17 protein-coding genes and 1 riboswitch are annotated in these 18,747 nt (G+C 61.6%); of the genes, 12 read left to right on the plus strand and 5 right to left on the minus strand.

From position 1 onward, the window contains the following. The 3 genes from AB5Y92_RS13325 to AB5Y92_RS13335 form a co-directional block, all read right to left on the minus strand. Positions 1-178, minus strand: a 178-nt coding sequence (locus AB5Y92_RS13325) for a DUF1294 domain-containing protein (RefSeq protein ID WP_368226973.1), incomplete at its 3' end; no start/stop codon positions are given. Beyond that, positions 175-765, minus strand: a complete 591-nt coding sequence (locus AB5Y92_RS13330; RefSeq protein WP_164536014.1) for a sugar O-acetyltransferase — start codon at positions 763-765, stop codon at positions 175-177. The genes AB5Y92_RS13325 and AB5Y92_RS13330, both read right to left, overlap by 4 nt. An 86-nt stretch (positions 766-851) precedes the next feature. Beyond that, on the minus strand, positions 852-2,114 hold the full coding sequence (locus tag AB5Y92_RS13335) for an MgtC/SapB family protein (protein WP_368226948.1): 1,263 nt from the start codon (positions 2,112-2,114) through the stop codon (positions 852-854). A 217-nt stretch (positions 2,115-2,331) separates the two neighbouring features. On the opposite strand from AB5Y92_RS13335, the gene AB5Y92_RS13340 reads away from it, so the two are divergent. From AB5Y92_RS13340 to AB5Y92_RS13390, 11 genes are all read left to right on the plus strand, one after another. Beyond that, positions 2,332-3,333 (plus strand): sulfate ABC transporter substrate-binding protein, encoded by a 1,002-nt coding sequence (locus tag AB5Y92_RS13340; protein WP_064337396.1) that lies wholly within the window; start codon positions 2,332-2,334, stop codon positions 3,331-3,333. Between the two features lie 56 nt (positions 3,334-3,389). Continuing rightward, entirely contained in the window at positions 3,390-3,965 is a 576-nt protein-coding gene (locus AB5Y92_RS13345; protein WP_368226949.1) for an RBBP9/YdeN family alpha/beta hydrolase, read from the plus strand. A gap of 271 nt (positions 3,966-4,236) precedes the next feature. Beyond that, positions 4,237-5,076 (plus strand): sulfate ABC transporter permease subunit CysT, encoded by an 840-nt coding sequence (cysT, locus tag AB5Y92_RS13350; RefSeq protein ID WP_368226950.1) that lies wholly within the window; start codon positions 4,237-4,239, stop codon positions 5,074-5,076. Further along, entirely contained in the window at positions 5,073-5,963 is an 891-nt protein-coding gene (gene cysW, locus AB5Y92_RS13355; protein ID WP_005343065.1) for a sulfate ABC transporter permease subunit CysW, read from the plus strand. Before cysT ends, cysW begins: the two co-directional genes overlap by 4 nt. Positions 5,964-5,986: 23 nt before the next feature. Further along, positions 5,987-7,054 carry a sulfate/molybdate ABC transporter ATP-binding protein gene (locus AB5Y92_RS13360; RefSeq protein WP_368226951.1) on the plus strand — a complete coding sequence of 356 codons (1,068 nt, stop codon included), beginning with the start codon at positions 5,987-5,989 and terminating at the stop codon, positions 7,052-7,054. 122 nt (positions 7,055-7,176) lie between these two features. Then, complete coding sequence (gene cbl / locus AB5Y92_RS13365; protein ID WP_139441228.1) at positions 7,177-8,124, plus strand: HTH-type transcriptional regulator Cbl; 948 nt, start codon at positions 7,177-7,179, stop codon at positions 8,122-8,124. Between the two features lie 195 nt (positions 8,125-8,319). Continuing rightward, positions 8,320-9,531 carry a threonine synthase gene (locus tag AB5Y92_RS13370; RefSeq protein ID WP_164536018.1) on the plus strand — a complete coding sequence of 404 codons (1,212 nt, stop codon included), beginning with the start codon at positions 8,320-8,322 and terminating at the stop codon, positions 9,529-9,531. Further along, a complete protein-coding gene (locus AB5Y92_RS13375) occupies positions 9,528-10,193 on the plus strand; it encodes an amino acid ABC transporter permease (RefSeq protein ID WP_164536019.1) in 666 nt (221 codons plus the stop codon). Before AB5Y92_RS13370 ends, AB5Y92_RS13375 begins: the two co-directional genes overlap by 4 nt. A 92-nt stretch (positions 10,194-10,285) precedes the next feature. After that, complete coding sequence (locus AB5Y92_RS13380) at positions 10,286-10,948, plus strand: amino acid ABC transporter permease (RefSeq protein WP_159142968.1); 663 nt, start codon at positions 10,286-10,288, stop codon at positions 10,946-10,948. Beyond that, on the plus strand, positions 10,945-11,706 hold the full coding sequence (locus AB5Y92_RS13385) for an amino acid ABC transporter ATP-binding protein (protein WP_040067361.1): 762 nt from the start codon (positions 10,945-10,947) through the stop codon (positions 11,704-11,706). Before AB5Y92_RS13380 ends, AB5Y92_RS13385 begins: the two co-directional genes overlap by 4 nt. Further along, on the plus strand, positions 11,703-12,539 hold the full coding sequence (locus AB5Y92_RS13390; protein WP_040067363.1) for a transporter substrate-binding domain-containing protein: 837 nt from the start codon (positions 11,703-11,705) through the stop codon (positions 12,537-12,539). The genes AB5Y92_RS13385 and AB5Y92_RS13390 overlap by 4 nt, the downstream gene beginning before the upstream one ends. A gap of 150 nt (positions 12,540-12,689) precedes the next feature. Here AB5Y92_RS13390 and gbpA read toward each other — a convergent pair whose 3' ends face one another. Both gbpA and AB5Y92_RS13400 read right to left on the minus strand, forming a co-directional pair. Further along, positions 12,690-14,111, minus strand: coding sequence for an N-acetylglucosamine-binding protein GbpA (gene gbpA, locus AB5Y92_RS13395; protein WP_368226952.1), 1,422 nt, complete (start codon positions 14,109-14,111; stop codon positions 12,690-12,692). Between the two features lie 65 nt (positions 14,112-14,176). Beyond that, positions 14,177-14,262, minus strand: a riboswitch (cyclic di-GMP riboswitch). A 265-nt stretch (positions 14,263-14,527) separates the two neighbouring features. Continuing rightward, entirely contained in the window at positions 14,528-16,210 is a 1,683-nt protein-coding gene (locus tag AB5Y92_RS13400; protein ID WP_368226953.1) for a methyl-accepting chemotaxis protein, read from the minus strand. A 276-nt stretch (positions 16,211-16,486) separates the two neighbouring features. Between AB5Y92_RS13400 and AB5Y92_RS13405 the strand changes: the two genes are divergently transcribed. Continuing rightward, positions 16,487-18,331: a M3 family metallopeptidase gene (locus AB5Y92_RS13405; RefSeq protein ID WP_368226954.1), complete on the plus strand. Its 1,845-nt coding sequence runs from the start codon at positions 16,487-16,489 to the stop codon at positions 18,329-18,331. Positions 18,332-18,747 lie beyond the last annotated feature (416 nt).

Here is an 18,747-nt window from a genome sequence, read left to right on the forward strand (position 1 = left end):
GATGCAGGCGGGATTCGGGAATGCGCCACTCGCCCCGCACCGCCTGCCGCTTGTCCCAGGCGTAGGCGGCGACCGTGAGCAGACTCATGAAGAGCAACACGGCCAGCGGCCACCACTGCTGCTCGCCGAGGCCGAGCCAGAGGGCGGCGCCCAGTGGCAGCAGCGCCAGCGCCATCACTGGGCCAGCTCCCAGCAGCGCTCCTCGTCCTGCTTGAGGGTGCGGATCACCTTGGCCGGATTTCCCACCGCCACCGAGTCGGCCGGGATGTCGCGGGTGACCACTGCGCCTGCGCCAATGATGGAGCGCGGCCCTATGGTGACGCCGGGGCAGATGATGGCACCGCCGCCAATCCAGCAGTCGTCACCGATCCGCACCGGCTTGTTGTAGGCGGTCCAGTTGCGTCGCTCCAGATAGTTCATGGTGTGGGTGGCGGTGTAGATCTGCACGTTGGGGGCCAGCAGCACATGGCTGCCGATATGCACTTCACCCAGATCGAGAATGGTGACGTTGAAGTTGAAGAAGGTCTTCTCGCCGATATGGATGTTGCGGCCAAACTCGCAGGTGAAGGGCGTGCTGATCCAGCAGGAGTCGGGGCAGTGGCCGAACAGCTCGCGGCAAATCTGCTGGCGCAGAGGGGCATCGCCTGCAGGTGAACCATTAAGCTGGGCCAGCAGCGCCTGACCGCGGATCCGGTCGTTCGCTATCTCCTCGCTCTGGCCATCCAGCGCCCCGCCTGCCAGTACCTTGTCCCAGTCGCTCGCCATTGCTACCTCCTCATGCTGCAAGAGAGGGCAGTATACGTGACAAGCGCGAGAGGCGTCAGTCTGTCACTTGTTGCAGGTGATCCCGGTCATCCTGCTGGCCAGAGGAGGGGCAGGATCAGCAGGGCCGAGACGAAGTAGGGGAGCAGCACCCGCAGCCCGAGACTGCGGCCGCCAATGCCGAGGGCCAGCAACCCCTTCACCAGCGAGTTGACCAGCCCGGCGAGCAGGATGCCGCGGGCGGCCACCTCCAGCGCCAGCTCCTTGTGGGAGAGCTGGGAGAGCGACAAGGTGATGGCGTCCACGTCGGTGATCCCCGACACCAGCGCCAGCAGATAGACCCCCGAGTTGCCCACCCTGTCTTGCAGCAGGGTGGCCATAAAGCCGATCAGCGCCAGCAGCAGGCCGAACTTGATGGCGGTGGCAAGATCGAGCGGGTTGCTGGTTTCCGGCTTTACTGGGCCGTCAATCAGCTCCTCACGCTGACGCCAGAACCAGAGGGCAAAGCCATAGACCGTGGCCGCCAGCAATACGAACGGGGCGGCGAGGCGCATCGCCAGTTCGCTGTGAATCAGCAGCACCAGTACCAGCAGCCGCAGCCACATGGTGGCCCCCGCCAGCAGGATGCCGGTGGCCAGCAGTCGCTCCAGCCCCCCCTGCTCCTTGTTGAGGCGGGCAAACTGCAGGGTGAGGGCGGTGGAGGAGGCCAATCCCGCCAGTATGCTGGTGAGCACCAGCCCGGCGCGGGTGCCGAGCAGACGTACTGCGAAGTGGCCACAAAACGAGATGCCGGCGATCACCACCACCATCAGCCAGATTTTGAAGGGATTGAAAGCATCGAGGGGCCCCATCTCCTCGTTGGGCAGCACCGGCAGCAGCACCAGCGAGATAAGCAGAAAGCGCAGGGTTGCGTGGAATTCGGTTTCGCTCAGAAACAGCATCCCCTGCTGGATCTGTCCCTTCAAGCCCATCAACAGGGCAGCCAGCACAGCGCAGGCCACCGCCTCGCTCGGGCTCAGCAGTACCGACATCAGCCCCAGCAGATAGGTGAGCAGCATGGCTACCGAGCTGGTGAGACCGAACTCCCCTTGCCAGCGCTGGGCCAGCCAGACCGAGAGGCCGCAGCCGGTCACCACCGCCAGCAGGCCGAGCAGCGGCAGCCAGGGGCCTAGGGTTGGCAGCAGCAAGCCGCAGACCCCGCCGAGCAGGCCGATAAGGCCGTAGGTCCGCATCCCGGCGATGCGCTGGTTATCCCCCAGCTGGCGCACCTGCCAGCCCCGCTCCAGCCCGATGATAAGGCCGATGGCCAGCGAGACCAGGGCTCCGTTGACCGGTTCTGCATTGATCCACATAACGACTTCCTTTTCGTCATCTGCCTGCCTTGTTCCCATGATGGCACAGCGAGCAAGGGGCCAGAGGGGCATGGCTCACAGAGTCTGCGTCCGGCTCCCGGTGCGGGTGGCTGAGCTGATATGAGCAAAAGAGATAAGCAAAGAGTTATTTCTTTCTTCTGGGCATAACAACTCCACGGCATGCTGTTCTCAACCCAACAAGATATGGAGTATCACCATGAAACTGCGAATGACCGCCCTGACCCTGCTCTCTCTGCTGGCATTTGGCCAGGCCAATGCCGCCGAGATCCGCCTGCTCAACGTCTCTTACGATCCGACCCGCGAGCTGTTTCAGGAGTACAACGCCGCCTTTGCCAAGGAGTGGAAGGCCAAAACCGGCGACGACGTGGTGGTGAGCCAGTCTCACGGTGGCTCCGGCAAGCAGGCCCGCGCTGTGGTGGATGGACTGGAGGCCGACGTGGTATCGCTGGCGCTGGCCTACGATGTCAACGCCATCGCCAAGGAGGGGCTGACCGCTGCCGACTGGCAGAGTCGCCTCGGCAACAACGCCTCGCCCTATACCTCCACCATTGTCTTCCTGGTGCGCAAGGGCAATCCCAAGCAGATCAAGGATTGGGATGATCTGGTGCGCAAGGATGTCGCCATCGTGACTCCCAACCCCAAGACCTCCGGCGGGGCACGCTGGAACTATCTGGCCGCCTGGGGCTATGCCCTGAAGAAGAGCGGCAGTGAAGAGGGGGCCAAGCAGTTTGTTGGCGATCTATTCAAGAACGTGAAGGTGCTGGACTCAGGCGCCCGCGGTGCCACCACCAGCTTTACCGAGCGCGGTCTCGGTGACGTGCTGCTGGCGTGGGAGAACGAAGCCTTGCTGGTGCTTGGTCAGGCGGGTGCCAGCGACAAGTTCGAGCTGGTGGTGCCTTCGGTCTCCATTCTGGCGGAGCCGCCGGTCGCGGTGGTGGACAAGGTGGCCAAGAAGCACGGTACCGAAGTGGTGGCCAAGGCCTATCTCGATTATCTCTACTCTGACGAGGGGCAGCATATCGTCGCCAAACATCACTATCGCCCCAGCAACCCGGCGATCCTGAAGGAGACGGCAGCCCAGTTCCCACAGCTTGCCTTCTTTACCGTCAAGGATCTGGAAGGGGATTGGGAGAAAGCCCAGAAGAAACACTTCGCCCAGGGTGGTTTGTTTGACCAGATCTATCAGCCGGGTCGTTGATAGCTTCGTTATCCATCACTGAACTGGCCCCTGTGCCAGCCGATAGGAGCACCAAGATGAACAAGATCCTCCTGGTTCCCGGTCTGCACAACAGTGGGCCGGATCACTGGCAGAGCCGCTGGCACGATCATTTTCCCCAATGGCAGCTGATGACCGGGCTGCCGTGGGACAAGCCGGACCTCAGGGTCTGGAGTGCCAAGCTGGCGAGCAAGCTGAAACGTCGCCGCAGCCGGGTCCATCTGGTGGCCCACTCTTTCGGCGCCCTGACCGCCATCGCGGCGGCCCGCTTGCAGCCGGAGAAGGTGGCCTCGATCTTTCTGGTGGCGCCCGCCGATCCCGCCCGTTTTGGCATTGCGGATGAGGCCTTGGCCGGGCCGCTGCAGGTGTCGGCCCAGCTTGTGGCCAGCCGCAACGATCCCTGGATGAGCTTTGAACGGGCCGAGTACTGGAGCCGTCAGTGGCAGGTGCCGCTGTTCGATGCCGGTGAGGCGGGCCATATCAATGCCCAGTCCGGTCATGGGGATTGGCATCAGGGGCTGCATTTGCTGGGGGCACTCTACCGCCGTGGTGAGCTGGTAGTGGCACCGGTCAAGACCGCATCGCCCCGGCCGGTCGTACTGGGCTTTCGCTAGGTATCTGTGAAGTGGTTGGAGGGTTGGCGAGCGCGCTGTTCGCTGGCTACTCCATGCCCCCGTTCTTTGAATGCTCCGCTCCGTATTGCTCCATTTCTTAGGTCTTTTATTTATATAAAAGACCTTTTTTTATTTGGAGTGCCCCAAGAGCCTTGTGACTCTGCGGTTAGACAAAAAAGTGATTAGCAAAGTCGCAATTGATGTTTGTTGCCGATGAGGGGAGTGCGCAGAATCACCATATCGAAAATTCTTCATAACAGATGGATGTGTTATGCGATTTGGTTCTTATTCTGTCCTGCCCGGTTTTGGCCCCACCTTGGGGTTCAGCCTGCTCTATCTGGGCCTGCTGGTGCTGTTGCCGCTCTCGGCCCTGGTACTGTTTGCGATCAACAACCTGACCGCCGCCGAGTTCTGGCAGGTGATCGGTTCCCCCCGGGTGCTCGCCTCCTTTCGCCTGAGCTTCGGTGCGGCCTTTGTTGCGGCGCTGCTCAACAGCCTGTTTGGCCTGATCCTGGCCTGGATCCTGGTGCGCTACACCTTCCCCGGTCGTCGTCTGGTGGATGCGCTGATCGACCTGCCATTCGCCATGCCGACCGCCGTCTCCGGCATCGCCCTGTGCGCCATCTTCGCCCCCAACGGCTGGATCGGCCAGTTGCTGGCGCCGCTCGGCATCCAGCTCGCCTATAACCCCATTGGGGTGGTGATTGCCCTCACCTTTATCGGATTGCCGTTTGTGGTGCGTACCCTGCAGCCGGTGCTGCGGGAGGCTGAAACCGAGCAAGAGAAGGCGGCCGCCAGCCTCGGCGCCGATCGCTGGCAGACCTTTCTGCGAGTGCTCTGGCCCACCCTGGTGCCTGCCCTGCTGACCGGTTTTGCGCTGGCGTTTGCCCGCGGGGTGGGGGAGTACGGCTCCGTCATCTTCATCGCCGGCAACCTGCCGATGGTCTCGGAAATCGCGCCGCTGATGATCATGAGCCACCTGGAGGAGTATGACTACGCCGGTGCCTCCGCCATCGCAGTGGTGATGCTGCTGATCTCATTCATTTTGTTACTGCTAATCAACAAGTTGCAGGCCTGGAGCTGGTCTCGCATCGGAGGGAGCCGGATATGAGTTCATCTGCTATCGCCATTGAGGCGGCCTCTGTAGAGGCGACCCCCGCTCGCAAGGCACCGGTCGTGATCCGTGAACCTCAGTGGGTCAAGTGGCTGCTCATCACGGTCGGTTTGGGCTGGTTTGCCGCCCTGTTGCTGCTGCCGTTGGCCACCGTCTTTATTCAGGCGCTGACGCCGGGGCTCGCCTTCTTCTGGCACGCCATCAGCGAGCCGGATGCTCTGAGCGCCCTCGGTCTCACCGCACTGGTGACCCTCTGTGCGGTTCCACTCAATCTGCTGTTCGGGATCGCGGCGGCCTGGGCCATCGCCCGTTTCCGCTTCCCCGGTCGGCAGCTGCTCATCACCATCATCGATCTGCCCTTCTCGGTGTCGCCGGTGATCGCCGGTCTGATGCTGGTGTTGATGTTCGGCAGCCGCGGCTGGTTCGGTGACTGGCTGAGCGAACATGACATCAAGATCATCTTTGCCACCCCGGGGATCATCCTGGCCACCACCTTCATTACCGTGCCCTTCGTGGTGCGCGAGCTGCTGCCCCAGATGGAGGCGCGCGGCCCGGAAGAGGAAGAGGCGGCCATCATGCTGGGGGCGAGCGGTCTGCAGATGTTCTGGCGTGTCACCCTGCCCGGCATTCGCTGGAGCCTGATGTATGGCCTGCTGCTCTGTACCGCCCGTGCGGTCGGGGAGTTTGGCGCGGTGTCGGTGGTTTCCGGTCATATTCGCGGCCAGACCAATACCCTGCCGCTGCATATCGAGATCCTCTACAACGAGTACCAGACCGGCGCCGCCTTTGCAGTGGCAAGCCTCTTGGCTCTGTTCGGGATCTTCACCCTGCTGGGTGAAACCCTGTTGGCCCGGCTGCGTGCCCAGCCCACCAAATCTCACTGAATCACCGTTATAAAGAGGCAGCCATGAGCATTCAGGTTCAACAACTCAACAAGTATTTCAATCAGTACGCGGCGCTGGCAGACATCAACCTCGACTTTCACGACGGTGAGCTGGTGGCCCTGCTTGGCCCTTCCGGTTGTGGCAAGACCACCTTGCTGCGGATCATCGCCGGGCTGGAGCAGGCCGACAGTGGCAGCGTCATCATCCGTGGTGAGGACGCCTCGGATCTCCATGTGCGCGAGCGCAACGTCGGCTTCGTGTTCCAGCACTATGCCCTGTTTCGCCACATGACGGTGTTCGAGAACGTAGCGTTTGGCCTGCGGGTCAAACCGCGCAGTGAACGCCCGGCCGAGGCTGCCATTCGTGCCCGGGTCAAGGAGCTGCTGGATCTGGTGCAGCTCAGCCACGTGGCCGAGCGCTACCCGACCCAGCTCTCCGGCGGCCAGCGTCAGCGGGTCGCGCTGGCTCGCGCGCTGGCGGTGCAGCCCAAGGTACTGCTCTTGGACGAGCCCTTCGGTGCCCTCGATGCGCAGGTGCGCAAGGAGCTGCGTCGCTGGCTGCGCGAGCTGCACGACGAGCTGCACGTCACCAGTCTGTTCGTGACTCACGATCAGGAAGAGGCGCTGGAGGTAGCGGATCGGGTGGTGCTGATGAATGCCGGACGGGTCGAGCAGATCGGCACCCCGGCCGAGGTCTACGACCAGCCCGCCAGCTCCTTCGTCCACAGCTTCCTCGGCAGTGTGAACCAGTTCCGCGGTCGGGTGGCGGAGCAGGGATTCGGTGTCGGCAAGCAGCTGCTCGGCGGGCCGTCGGCTTCCCATCTGGCTCACGGCAGTGCCGCCATCGCCTATGTCCGCCCCCATGAGCTGGAGATCTTGCCAGCCGATGCGCCGGGCGGGATCCGCGCCACCATTACCCGCCTGCTGCCCATGGGGCCGCGCATTCGGGTGGAGCTGCGCGGTGACGGTGAGACCAAAGGGGCTCACTATGAGGCGGAGCTGACCAAGGAGGCGGCCAAGCTGTTTGCCCCGGGTCAGGGGGTGAAGCTGGTGGCCAGACAGGCGCAGTTCTATCCCGACTATCAGATTTGATGCTGTGTTACGGGCGGTGTGGCCGCCCGGTTCAGGCTGTCAGCCGGGCATGATCCGGCCAAATAACAAAAATGAGAGGGGCGAGCAGATTGTGTCGCCCACTCTTCGCAGGAGGCGACAAGGTGAATTTCCAGCAGTTACGTATTATCCGGGAGGCAGCGCGGCGGGATTACAACCTGACCGAGGTGGCCAATGCCCTTTTTACCTCGCAATCCGGGGTGAGTCGCCATATCCGCGAGCTGGAAGAGGAGCTCGGTATCGAGCTCTTTATCCGCTACGGTAAGCGGCTGCTCGGTATGACCGAGCCTGGCAAGGAGCTGCTGGTGATTGCCGAGCGCATTCTCAATGACGCCAACAACATCCGCAAACTGGCCAGCACCTTTGCCAACCGCGACTCGGGCCGCTTGCTGGTGGCGACCACCCATACCCAGGCCCGCTATGCCCTGCCGCGGGTGGTGAAGGCGTTTCGCGAGCAGTTTCCGCTGGTGCAGCTGGAGCTGCGTCAGGGCAGCCCGGAGGAGATAGTGCGGCTGGTGCAGACCGGCGAGGTGGATATCGGCATCAGCAGCGAGCAGCTCGACAAGAGCGAAGGGGTGGTGGCATTCCCCTACTACCGTTGGCACCACAATATCGTGGTGCCCGAGCAACATCCGTTGGCAGGCGAGCGGGATCTGACGCTGGCGGCGCTGGCCAACTGGCCTATCGTCACCTATCAAGCCGGGTTGACCGGGCGGGTGCGGGTGGATGAAGCCTTTGCTGCGGCTGGCATCGAGCCGCAGATCCTGCTGACGGCGCAGGACTCCGATGTCATCAAGACCTATGTCGAGCTGGAGATGGGGGTCGGCATACTGGCCGACATGGCGTTCGACACCCAGCGCGATCAGGGGCTGGTGCAGCTCGATGGCAGCCATCTGTTTGCCCCCCATACCGCCTGGATTGGCCTCAAGCAGGGGCAGTTCCAGCACAACTTTGCCTGGCAGTTTATCCAGCTCTGCAACCCCGAGCTGGCGCTGGCGGATATTCAGGCCCGCGCCATGGGCAGCGAGCCAGCCATCGACTTCCAGATTTGAATCGGAAGAGAAGAGCAGAAGGGGAGCCAATGGCTCCCCTTCCTTATTGCTGGCAGATGAGATTGCCAGCGAAAACAGACGGCTTCATATGAATTTTTTCACTTAGGTTTGCCAGTTAATTTTGTTTGTTATCCGGTACTTGGGTTGCAGGATGGAATAAGTGACTGACCAAAGTCGATCCATTCAGGATAAAGCATGCCGTATAGCTACCTATCACATCTGCGTTGCAGCAAGAGTGGCGAGATCCATGAGGCTGACCAGCCCTGGCAACTGAGCCGGGCAGGTGCGCCACTGCTGGCCAGCTACGATCTCGATGCGCTGAAGCGAGCATGGCACCCGGCGGCATTGCTGGGGCGCCCGGCCAGCCTGTGGCGTTATCACGAGTTGTTGCCGGTACGGGATCCCGCCCACGTTGTGACGCTGGGGGAGGGATTCACCCCACTGCTACGGCTGCCTACGCTGGGCAAGCAGATCGGTATTCCGGATCTCTGGATGAAGGATGAGAGCGTCATCCCCACCGGATCTTTCAAGGCTCGTGGTGCCGCGGTGGGCATCTCCCGCGCGCGTGAACTCGGCGTCACTCACTTCGCCATGCCGACCAACGGCAACGCAGGGGCTGCATGGGCGCTCTACGGTGCCCGCGCCGGACTGCGCAGCACCATCGTCATGCCGCAGGCAGCTCCCGCCATCACCCGACTGGAGACCTCCCTCGCCGGTTCCCGTCTCTATCTGGTGGATGGCCTGATCAGCGATGCCGGTCGTCAGGTGGCGCAGGCGGTGGCGGAGCACGCCCTGTTTGATGCCTCAACCCTGAAGGAGCCCTACCGGATTGAGGGCAAGAAGACCATGGGGCTGGAGATTGCCGAACAGCTGGGTTGGACCCTGCCGGATGTGATCATCTATCCCACCGGTGGCGGGGTCGGCCTCATCGGTATCTACAAGGGGTTGCGCGAGCTACAGGAGTTGGGGTGGGTCAAGGGGGACCTGCCCCGGCTGGTGGCCGTGCAGGCGAGCGGTTGCGCGCCCATCGTAGAGGCGTGGCAACAGAGAGCCGCCGAGTCGAGCTTCTGGCCCGACTCCCGGACGCTGGCGTTCGGCATCAATGTACCCAAGGCGCTGGGGGATTTTCTGGTGCTGGACGCCCTCTATCGCACCGAGGGTTGCGCCATCGCGGTGGATGACAAGGCGATCCAGTGCGAGATCCGCTTGCTTGCTTCTCGCGAAGGAAGCTTTGTCTGCCCGGAAGGGGCCGCCGCGTTTGCTGCCGCTCGTCAACTGCGCGAGGCTGGCTGGATCCGGGAGCAGGAGCAGGTTGTCGTGCTCAATACCGGTGCCGGCATCAAGTACCCGGATGCGATCACTGTGCTGCCCCAGCGTCTGCAGCGTGACGGGAGGATCCCGGCATGAATCTGGATCTGCCCTTCATCCTCACGACGCTGCCCGCCTTCGGCAAGGCGGTCTGGGTCACCTTGCAGCTGGGAACCATAGTGATCCTCACTTCGCTGGCGGTCGCCCTGCTCAACGTCGCCCTGTTGAGCCTGCACAAGCGGCCGCTCAGCGCGCTGATCCGCGGGTATGTCGAGCTGGCCCGCAACACGCCGCTGCTGATCCAGCTCTTCTTCCTCTATTTCGGGCTGCCTGCGTTCGGCTTGTCGCTCTCCGGGTTTACCACCGCGGTGATTGCCATGACCTTCCTCGGCGGTGGTTATCTGACCGAGGCGCTGCGTGCAGGCATTCAGGCGGTGCCCGCCAGTCAGCTGGAGGCTGGTAGGGCTATCGGGCTTTCTCGCTGGCAGCTGCTGCGCCACGTGCAACTGCCCCAGGCCTGGCTCGCCAGCCTGCCCGCGCTGTTTGCCAACTTCATCTTTCTGCTCAAAGAGACAACCGTGGCTTCGGCGGTGGCGGTGCCAGAGCTGCTCTACACCACCAAGAATTACATCGCCCTCTACTACAAGACCTACGAGATGCTGGCGGTACTGACCTTGATGTGCGTGCTGATCTTTCTGCCGCTCTCCCTCGCTCTGCGCGTCGTTGAAAGGAGGCTGCAACATGGTCAGTTCGGTCACTGAATCGCTAATGCAGGCGAGGATCCCGATGTGGGCACTTATCTTCCAGCTGCCGCAGCCATTCGCCACCGAGGCGCAGGAAAGGAGGACTCAATATGGTCAATTCCGTTACTGAGCAGCTGACGCAGGCGTTGCCACTGCTGGCGGTGGGCGCAGGCCAGACCCTCGCCATCTCGCTGCTGGCCATCCTGTTTGCCACCCTCGGCGGTATCGCTTACGGCGTGTTGGCACAACAGGGCGGCCGGTTGGTGCGGGGTCTGCTGCGGCTTTATCTCGAGCTGTTTCGGGTAGTGCCGGTGCTGGTGTGGCTCTATCTCTTTTTCTTCGGGTTGCCGATCTTTTTCGGCCTCGATATTCCGGCCTTCTGGTGCGCCGTGCTGGTACTCGCCCTCTGGGGCGCCAGCGAGGTGGGAGAGGTGGTGCGCGGTGGCCTCAACTCCCTCGCCCGTGGTCAGCAGGAGGCCGGGTTGGCGCTCGGGCTCTCGACCTGGCAGCTCTATCGCCATGTGTTGCTGCCGCAGGCGTTGCAGCGGCTGACACCGCCGACCATCAACATCTACACCCGCATCATCAAGACCAGTTCGCTGGCGGTGCTGATCGGGGTGGTGGAGGTGATCAAGGTGGGCCAGCAGATCATCGAGCGCACCTATGGCTCGCTGCTTATTTACGGTCTGCTGTTTCTGTTCTTTTTTCTGGTCTGCTATCCGCTCTCGCTCGCCTCGCGCCGGCTGGAGCAACAATGGGGTAATGCGGTATGACACCTCTGCTTGAACTCGGTTCTGTCAGTAAACAGTTCGGCCCGAATCTGGTGCTGGATCGGATCAGCCTCAGCGTGCGCGCCGGGGAGGTGATCGTCATCCTGGGGCCAAGTGGTTGTGGCAAGAGCACCTTGCTGCGCACTCTCAACGGGCTCGAGCCCATTCAGGGTGGCGAGATCCGCTTCGATGGTGTGCTGCTGGATGGTGCCACCGACTGGCAGCGGGTGCGCCAGCGGATTGGCATGGTGTTCCAGAGCTATCACCTCTTCCCCAACCTGACGGTGCTGGAAAATGTGCTGCTTGGCCCCCTTCAGGTGCAAAAACGGGAGCGAGCAGAGGCGCTGCTGCAAGCCGAGCAGCTGCTGACCCGCATCGGCCTGTGGGAGCGGCGCCATGACTATCCGCGCCAGCTCTCCGGTGGTCAGCAGCAGCGCATCGCCATCGTGCGGGCGCTGTGCATGAACCCGCAGGTGATGCTGTTTGACGAGGTAACCGCCGCCCTCGACCCAGAGATGGTGCAGGAGGTGCTGGAGGTGATCCGCGATCTCGCCGGCAGCGGCATGACCCTGCTTATCGTCACCCACGAGCTGGCCTTCGCCCGGGCGGTGGCGGATCGCATCGTCTTCATGGATGGCGGCCACATTCTGGAGCAGGCCGCCCCCCACCAATTTTTTGACAATCCCAGGAGCCAGCGTGCGCGCCAGTTCCTCGCCAAGTTTTCTTATACAAATGTCATCAAACGAAAGGAGTCAGCATGAAAAAAATCACCTCGGTTCTGCTTAGTGCCTTATTGGGACTGGGTATCGCCAGCGGCGCTGCCCATGCGGCGGACGGTTCCCTCGACAAGATCAAGGCGCGGGACAAGCTCATCGTCGGCGTTTTCACCGACAAGCCGCCGTTTGGCTACGTGGACGAGAAGGGGAACTACGTCGGTTTTGATACTGACCTCGGCCGCCGCTTCGCCAAGGATCTGCTGGGGGACGAGAACAAGATCGAGTTCGTGGCGGTGGAGCCAGCCAGTCGCATCCCCTTCCTGCAGAGCGACAAGGTGGATCTGATCCTCGCCAATATGACGGTGACCCCGGAGCGGCGGGAGGTGGTGGATTTCACCAACCCGAACCTGCGAGTCGCGGTACAGGTGCTGGTGCCGGAAGGGAGCCCGGCCAAGAAGCTCGACGATCTGGCCAGCAAGACCCTGATCGTGACCACCGGCACCACGGCTGACATCTGGCTGACCCGTAACCACCCGGAGTGGAAGGTGCTCAAGTTCGAGAAGAATACTGAATCCCTGCAGGCGCTGGCGCAGGGTCGTGGCGACGCCTATGCCCAGGACAACCTGGTACTGTTCAGCTGGGCCAAGGAGAATCCGGGATATCGGGTACTGCCCGAAAAACTGGGCTCGGAAGATCCCATCGCCCCGGCGGTGAAGAAGGGCAATATCGAGCTGCGTGACTGGGTCAACGACCGTCTCGCCAAGCTGGGGGAGGAGAAGTACCTGCTGAAACTCTATGACCAGTATGTGCGTGACAAGCTGAGCCCTGATACCGATCCGAATGATGTGATCGTCGAAGGAGGAAAATGGCAGGGTTAATGGACAACCCCTGTTCTAAAGAGTGTGTTGAGTGTGTGAAGTAAGTGAAGAGTGAGATCTTGGTTCCGTTGGTATGCAAACCGCAAGGTTTGATTTTTCCGGGCGTCCCCTGCTAGAGAGGACGCCCTTTTTTATTTGCCAAACCGTGGGTTAGTGCACTTCATCCCACGCCATCTGCCAGTGGGAGCCGATGCCCGGCTCGTACTGGGTGGCTGTGGTGGTCCACTGCTGGCAGTAGCCGCTGTAGGGGAAGGGCTTGCACAGATAGACCTTGCCATTTTTCGGCTGCTGCACCTTGGTGCCGGCGGCATAGGATTTGAGCGAGTTCGGGAAGACGAAGTCGTATTCGCCGCTGCTCTGCTCCTTGAACATCAGGTCCATGGTCTGCTGGATGGTCTCGCCGCCCGCTTTCGGGGTGGCCTTGATCACCAGCTGGTGGTGACCTGCCTTGAGCCCTTCCAGCGCCATGGTAAAGGTGTGGCTGCTGTCCTTGATGTCGGCACTGCTTTCACCCTTGGCGACGCCGCCGTGGTCATAGAGGGTGTTGGTGACGGCCAGATCGCCCTGTGCGGTGACGGTGAAATCGAGGGTTGCCTTGCCGTTGTCCAGCACATAGTCGCTGGCCAGACCGCTGACGCTGATGCTGTCCACTACCGGCGGCTGCAGCTGTTGCAGGTCAATCTCGACTCGATCCAGTTTGCTGTCTCGATGCAGATAGACGGGGTTCATACCGTAGACCGGATTGAACTGGCCATCGGCTCCTTGCTGACCGGCGCGGATCAGGCTCTGCTCGGCGTTGATCTTGCTGGCGAGGGCATGGGCCCAGTTGTTCTTCTGGCCCTGCTCGGCGGTGGTGATGGTCAGTACGGTCTGCAGCTCAGGGCGCTCGCCGTTGGCATCGAATACCCGGGTCATTGCCTTGTCACCTGCCGCGAGGTTGATGGAGGGGTAGATGGTGCCGGCCTGACTCCACTCCAGCGGCGGCTGGCTGCCATCTTTGAACTTGGCATCGATGATGTTGTAGAAGCTGTTGCTGGTGTCGCCCACTTCCCACACGCCAAGGATCACTTGATAACCGGTGCGCTCCGGCAGGATGCAGTTATGGGTCACCTGCTTGGGCGGCTGCACCATGTTGCCGTCGATGACGCAGAAGGGGGTCAGGTCGAACGAGGCGCGGGTGAGCGGCTGGTTGGGGTTCCAGTCCTGCTTGGTGAGGTAGTAGCGCCAGTTGCGGGTGACGTGGTTGGCAGTGAAGGTCCAGCTGATGGCGAAGGGGCCGGGCTGTACTTCACGCTTGGTCCAGCGGTCGCTGGTCTGGATGTTCAGCTCGCTCCAGCGCGGCCTGCCCGCCGAGGCGATTTGACCATCCTGCGGGCCGCTCTGCGGGAAGCCTGATGGGCCCTCCACGCTCTGGGGCTCCCACTGCACGCCGCCACACTGGCTGTTGCCACCGGTTTTGCACAGGTAGTTGCGGCTCTCTGGCTGGCTGATGTAGCCGTGGGCCAAGGCGCTGCCGCTGGCCAGCAGGGCCAGCATCGCCGCGATGTGATTGAGTTGGATTTTTGCTGCCATACATTCCTCTGTTCGATAGATGTGGGCAGTCAGTTGGCCGGGGAGTTCCCCGATGCACACTTGCGTGTGGCAACCCCGCTATCCTGGACAAAACGTCTGTAGACCGGAGGCTTTGCGTCCCGACCTTTCGGTCAGTTTGCCAAATGACTAGATGGTTAGTGATGGGCCAAATGTTCGGCCATCAGCATTGTGCACTGCATTGATTAATTACTTGAAGTTAAATGTTTAAATGAGCCATTCAATGGCGCGAAAATCATTCTAACTGGCTGTTTTTAAATTGTTCTCTTATCTGTGAATGGCACCGATTAACGTTGAATATGTCGATAAGACGCATGTTGATTGCGTGTTGCTGACGTAAAAAAAACCTGCCAGCTTGGCTGGCAGGTCGGGTGACAAGGCGACACGGATTGACGCCATCAATGACGGGCGCGCTGTCCTCCGGAGGGGGGAGATACGGGAGTCATCATTGGCGCTGCAGCTGACTCCTTGCCCAGTTTGAACACCGCAAGCCGCTCATCAAGGCTGCGGGAGAGACCGGCCAGCAGCTCGCTCTCCTGCGCCAGTTGCGAGGCGGACTGGGACATCTCCAGCGCCGAGTCGTTGATGCCGCTGACGTTGCGGTTCATATCCTCGGCCACCATGCTCTGCTGCTCGGCGGCGGTCGCGATCTGGGTCGCCATATCGCTTACATGCTGGATGTGGTTGACGATCAGGGTGAGATCCTGCCCCGCCTGCTGGGACTGGTTGACGCTGCTCTCTGCCAGTTTGCGGCTGGTGTCCATGGCATTGGCTGCGGTGACGGCCCGTTGCTGCAGCTGGGCAATGGTGCTCTGGATCTCCTCGGTGGACTGGCGAGTGCGGCTGGCCAGCTGGCGCACCTCGTCGGCCACCACGGCAAAACCGCGGCCCTGCTCACCGGCACGGGCTGCCTCGATGGCGGCGTTGAGGGCCAGCAGGTTGGTCTGCTCCGAAATGGCGCTGATGACGGCGGTCACTTCGCTGATCTGCATCACTCCCTCCTTGAGCTGGTTGACCTGCTGGGTGGCCTGCTCCACCTCGGTGGCCAGCGCCTTGATGCCGTGCACGCTGGCATGAACGTCGCGGTTGCCGAGGCCAGCTTCTCCGGTCGCTTCCTGGGTATCCCGCGCGGTATTTTCGGCGTGCCCGGCCACATCGGAGATGGTGGCGCTCATCTCGTTCATGGCGGTAGCGAGCTGGGCCAGTTGATCCCGCTGGCTGGTGACCGCCTGATTGGTCTGCTCGGCAGAGGCGGCGATGCGCAGGGCGGCATCTGCCACGTTGCGAGCCCCCTGGCTGGCCTCCAGCAGGGCGTGACGAATGGCATCGAGACTCTGGTTGGTGCAGCGGGCGACCACTCCCAGCTCATCCTTGCCCTGTACCGGGATGCTTACCACCAGATCCCCCTTGGCGACCCGCTGCATGGCGTGGTTGATCTGACTGAGGGGGGAGACGATGGAGTGGGTGATGCGCCAGCCCAGCAGCCCCATCAGCAGGATCACGATGGCGGTGGCGGTCCCCATCTTCATGTACTGGGCCCAGATGGTCTGCTGAATATCCTGAAGCAGCATGCCGGAGCCGAGGATCCAGCCCCAGGGCTGATAGCCGGATACCATGGAGAGCTTGTCGGCGGTTTCGCCCGATGGGCCTGTCCAGACATATTGCAGGGTGCCCTGTTTGCCCCCTTTGGCGATATCCACCATCTGATACCAGAACTGCCCGGTGGTGGCGGCGCCCCCTTCACCCATCTTCTGGCCGACCAGTTCGGGGCGGATGGGGTGAACCACCATAGTGCGGTTCTCGTCGATGACGAACAAATAGTTGTTGCCATCAAAGCGGGTATTGGTCAGCAGCTTGCGCGCCTCCTGTTGAGCCTGCTCTGCCGGCAGGGTGCTGGCCAGAAACTGGATCTGGCTCATGGCCTGCTCCAGTACCGCATTGAGCCGCGCCTCTCGCTCACTCATCAGATTGCGCTGGAGCGCGTTGGCCGAGATAAGCAGCAGCGAGACAAAACCGACAAACGCCAGTGCGAGCAGCAAGATCAATTTGCGGCTCACGGTGATATCACCGAGCTTGAACATGACTAAACCCTCATTTCCCTGTTGATTTTATGTGGCTCTGTACCGCGGCAGCCAGTTCGTAAGACTTAACAACTCATTTACTTTCAGTCTCTTGCCGACCTTTCTCAAATGAGCGTTTTAACATCAGTATAGTCAGCAGACAGCAACCCCCACTTTTTGGTAGCGTGTTGATGCGCATCCCTGCGCAATTTTTGCCAAAGAGTGTGAATGGTTTGGCATTTCTTCAAAAAAAGGAGTGGGCCCCGCTGCGGGTGACCCTATAACAAGAGGGAATTTATGAGTTCCATTGCCAGGAATTACTTCAACCAGCTCAACGCCGACTACCTGCAGGTGCACAGGCGCAAGGAGGATCTCTTCTGGTCCACCTATATGGGCACCAGCGACGATCAGGCCGGTTTCACCGCGGCCGAGCAGGCCTACAAGGCCTTTTGTGCCAATCCGGCCCGTCTGCCCAAATTGCGGGAGATGTTGGCGCAGGCCGACGAGGATGATCTCAAGCGCGGCCTGCAAGGCTGGATCGCCTTCTTCGAGTGCAATGTGATTGAAGATCCCGCCGCATCCGCCCTGATGGATGAGCTGGTAGCTGCCGAGGCGGCGCTGTTCGCCCGCCGCAAGGGGCTGAAACTGACCCTGCTGGATGAGCAGGGCCAGCAGGTCGCAGGCAGCCTGCCTGCCGCCAGTACTTCCCTTGCCGCCAGCCCGAACGAGGCGGTGCGCCAGAGCGCGCTCGCCATGTTCCGCACCCTGGAGCAGTGGGTTGTCGGCAACGGTTTTCTCGAGGTGGTGGCGCTGCGCAACCGCTTTGCCCGCGCCATGGGTTATCGCGACTACTTCGACTACAAGGTGCGCAAGAACGAGCAGATGAGCCCGGAGCAGCTGTTCGCCATCCTTGACGACTTTATCGCCCGCACCGATGCCCGCTTGCAGCAGAGTCTGGAAGAGCTGAAGGTTGCCAAGGGGGAGGCGGCCCTGCTGCCCCACAACCTGCGTTACAGCGTGAGCGGCGATGTGACCCGCCAGCTCGATCCTTACGTGCCCTTCTCGCGGGCGCTGCGGGATTGGGTCGAGAGCTTCCGCCGGCTCGGCATCCAGTATCGCGGGGCGACCCTGACCCTGGACTTGCTGACACGGGAGGGGAAGTATGAGAACGGCTTCTGCCACGGCCCGGTTCCGAGCTTCTTCCAGCAAGGGGATTGGGTGCCTGCGGTGGTCAATTTCACCAGCCTGGCCGATCCGGCGCAGGTGGGCAGCGGCTGGAGTGGCCTCAACACCCTCTTCCACGAGGGGGGGCACGCCGCGCATTTTGCCAATGTCACCGGCAACGCCCCCTGCTTCTCCCAGGAGTTCCCGCCAACTTCCATGGCTTATGCCGAGACCCAGTCGATGTTCTGCGACAGCCTGCTGGACGATGCCGACTGGCTCAAACGTTACGCTAGAAATGCGGCAGGAGAGGCGCTCCCCGATGCGCTTATCAAGGCGATGATCGCCGCACGCCAGCCGTTTCGTGCCTTCAACGAACGCCAGATCGCGCTGGTGGCCTACTTCGAGCGGGATCTCTACGCCATGGGTGAGGCCGAGCGCACCCCCGAGGCTGTGTTGGCGCTGGCCCGCCAGTGGGAGCGTAAGATTGTCGGGGTCGAGAGCCCGCGCCCGTTGCTGGCCATTCCGCACCTTCTTAATCAGGAGTCGGCCTGCGCCTATCACGGCTACCTGCTGGCGCTGATGGCGGTGGAGCAGACCCGCGCCTACTTCCTCAAGCGTGATGGCTACCTCACCGACAACCCGCGCATCGGGCCGGATCTGGCCGCCCACTACTGGGGGCCTGGCAACGGCATGGGTCACGATGAGACCCTGCGCAGCCTGACTGGCGAGGGGTTTAGCGCGGTGCCGCTGGCCGAGGCATGCAACCTAAGCGCCGCCGAGGCGTGGCAACAGGCTCAGGCCTGCATGGCTGCCGCCCAGCAGCGCCCCGCGGCTGGCGATGGAAGCCCGCTCGACGCCCATATCCGGGTGGTACACGGCGCCGAGCTTATCGCCGACAACAGCGAGTCGGAGGCGCGCATGCTGTCCGATTTCGAGGCGTGGATCCTGAGCCACAGCGCACGAGCCTCTGTTGCGTAAGCTGGAATGCTCCCGGTTTTTGAGCCGGGGGCACTCTTGGCGTGGTTCTGATGTCTGTTCGCTGCGATGGCTGGTACAGCTGTAGAAATGTTGACGACACAGACTGTCGCATAATGCTTTTGGTATGCGGATTTCAGATTAAATATGTATTCATATGAATAGGCCTGTGCAGAGCAGGTCATAAGCTCATGGAACCTTATCGCCTCGGGTTTTTGTTTGTTTTGTTAATAGTGTTTTCTGTAGTTATCTTTGTGCATAAAGATTGATCTATTCACCCGCTTGAGAACCATTCCCATCTTGTCGGATTGACTAAATTGTCCACAGCTGCAAAATCGCCCACCTTGCCACTCCCGATGTGAATCGGGTTCGGAAAGCCTCAGATCTCCGCTCGGAGATGGCTGGGCCGCACATAGGAA

This window comes from Aeromonas sp. R1-1 (assembly GCF_040908495.1).
Classification (GTDB): Bacteria; Pseudomonadota; Gammaproteobacteria; order Enterobacterales; family Aeromonadaceae; genus Aeromonas; species Aeromonas veronii.

Coding starts and splice junctions, on each gene's coding strand:
- AB5Y92_RS13330 (WP_164536014.1), bottom strand. CDS start 765: ATGGCGAGCGACTGGGACAAGGTACTGGCAGGCGGGGCGCTGGATGGC.
- AB5Y92_RS13335 (WP_368226948.1), bottom strand. CDS start 2,114: ATGTGGATCAATGCAGAACCGGTCAACGGAGCCCTGGTCTCGCTGGCC.
- AB5Y92_RS13340 (WP_064337396.1), top strand. CDS start 2,332: ATGAAACTGCGAATGACCGCCCTGACCCTGCTCTCTCTGCTGGCATTT.
- AB5Y92_RS13345 (WP_368226949.1), top strand. CDS start 3,390: ATGAACAAGATCCTCCTGGTTCCCGGTCTGCACAACAGTGGGCCGGAT.
- cysT (WP_368226950.1), top strand. CDS start 4,237: ATGCGATTTGGTTCTTATTCTGTCCTGCCCGGTTTTGGCCCCACCTTG.
- cysW (WP_005343065.1), top strand. CDS start 5,073: ATGAGTTCATCTGCTATCGCCATTGAGGCGGCCTCTGTAGAGGCGACC.
- AB5Y92_RS13360 (WP_368226951.1), top strand. CDS start 5,987: ATGAGCATTCAGGTTCAACAACTCAACAAGTATTTCAATCAGTACGCG.
- AB5Y92_RS13370 (WP_164536018.1), top strand. CDS start 8,320: ATGCCGTATAGCTACCTATCACATCTGCGTTGCAGCAAGAGTGGCGAG.
- AB5Y92_RS13375 (WP_164536019.1), top strand. CDS start 9,528: ATGAATCTGGATCTGCCCTTCATCCTCACGACGCTGCCCGCCTTCGGC.
- AB5Y92_RS13380 (WP_159142968.1), top strand. CDS start 10,286: ATGGTCAATTCCGTTACTGAGCAGCTGACGCAGGCGTTGCCACTGCTG.
- AB5Y92_RS13385 (WP_040067361.1), top strand. CDS start 10,945: ATGACACCTCTGCTTGAACTCGGTTCTGTCAGTAAACAGTTCGGCCCG.
- AB5Y92_RS13390 (WP_040067363.1), top strand. CDS start 11,703: ATGAAAAAAATCACCTCGGTTCTGCTTAGTGCCTTATTGGGACTGGGT.
- gbpA (WP_368226952.1), bottom strand. CDS start 14,111: ATGGCAGCAAAAATCCAACTCAATCACATCGCGGCGATGCTGGCCCTG.
- AB5Y92_RS13400 (WP_368226953.1), bottom strand. CDS start 16,210: ATGTTCAAGCTCGGTGATATCACCGTGAGCCGCAAATTGATCTTGCTG.
- AB5Y92_RS13405 (WP_368226954.1), top strand. CDS start 16,487: ATGAGTTCCATTGCCAGGAATTACTTCAACCAGCTCAACGCCGACTAC.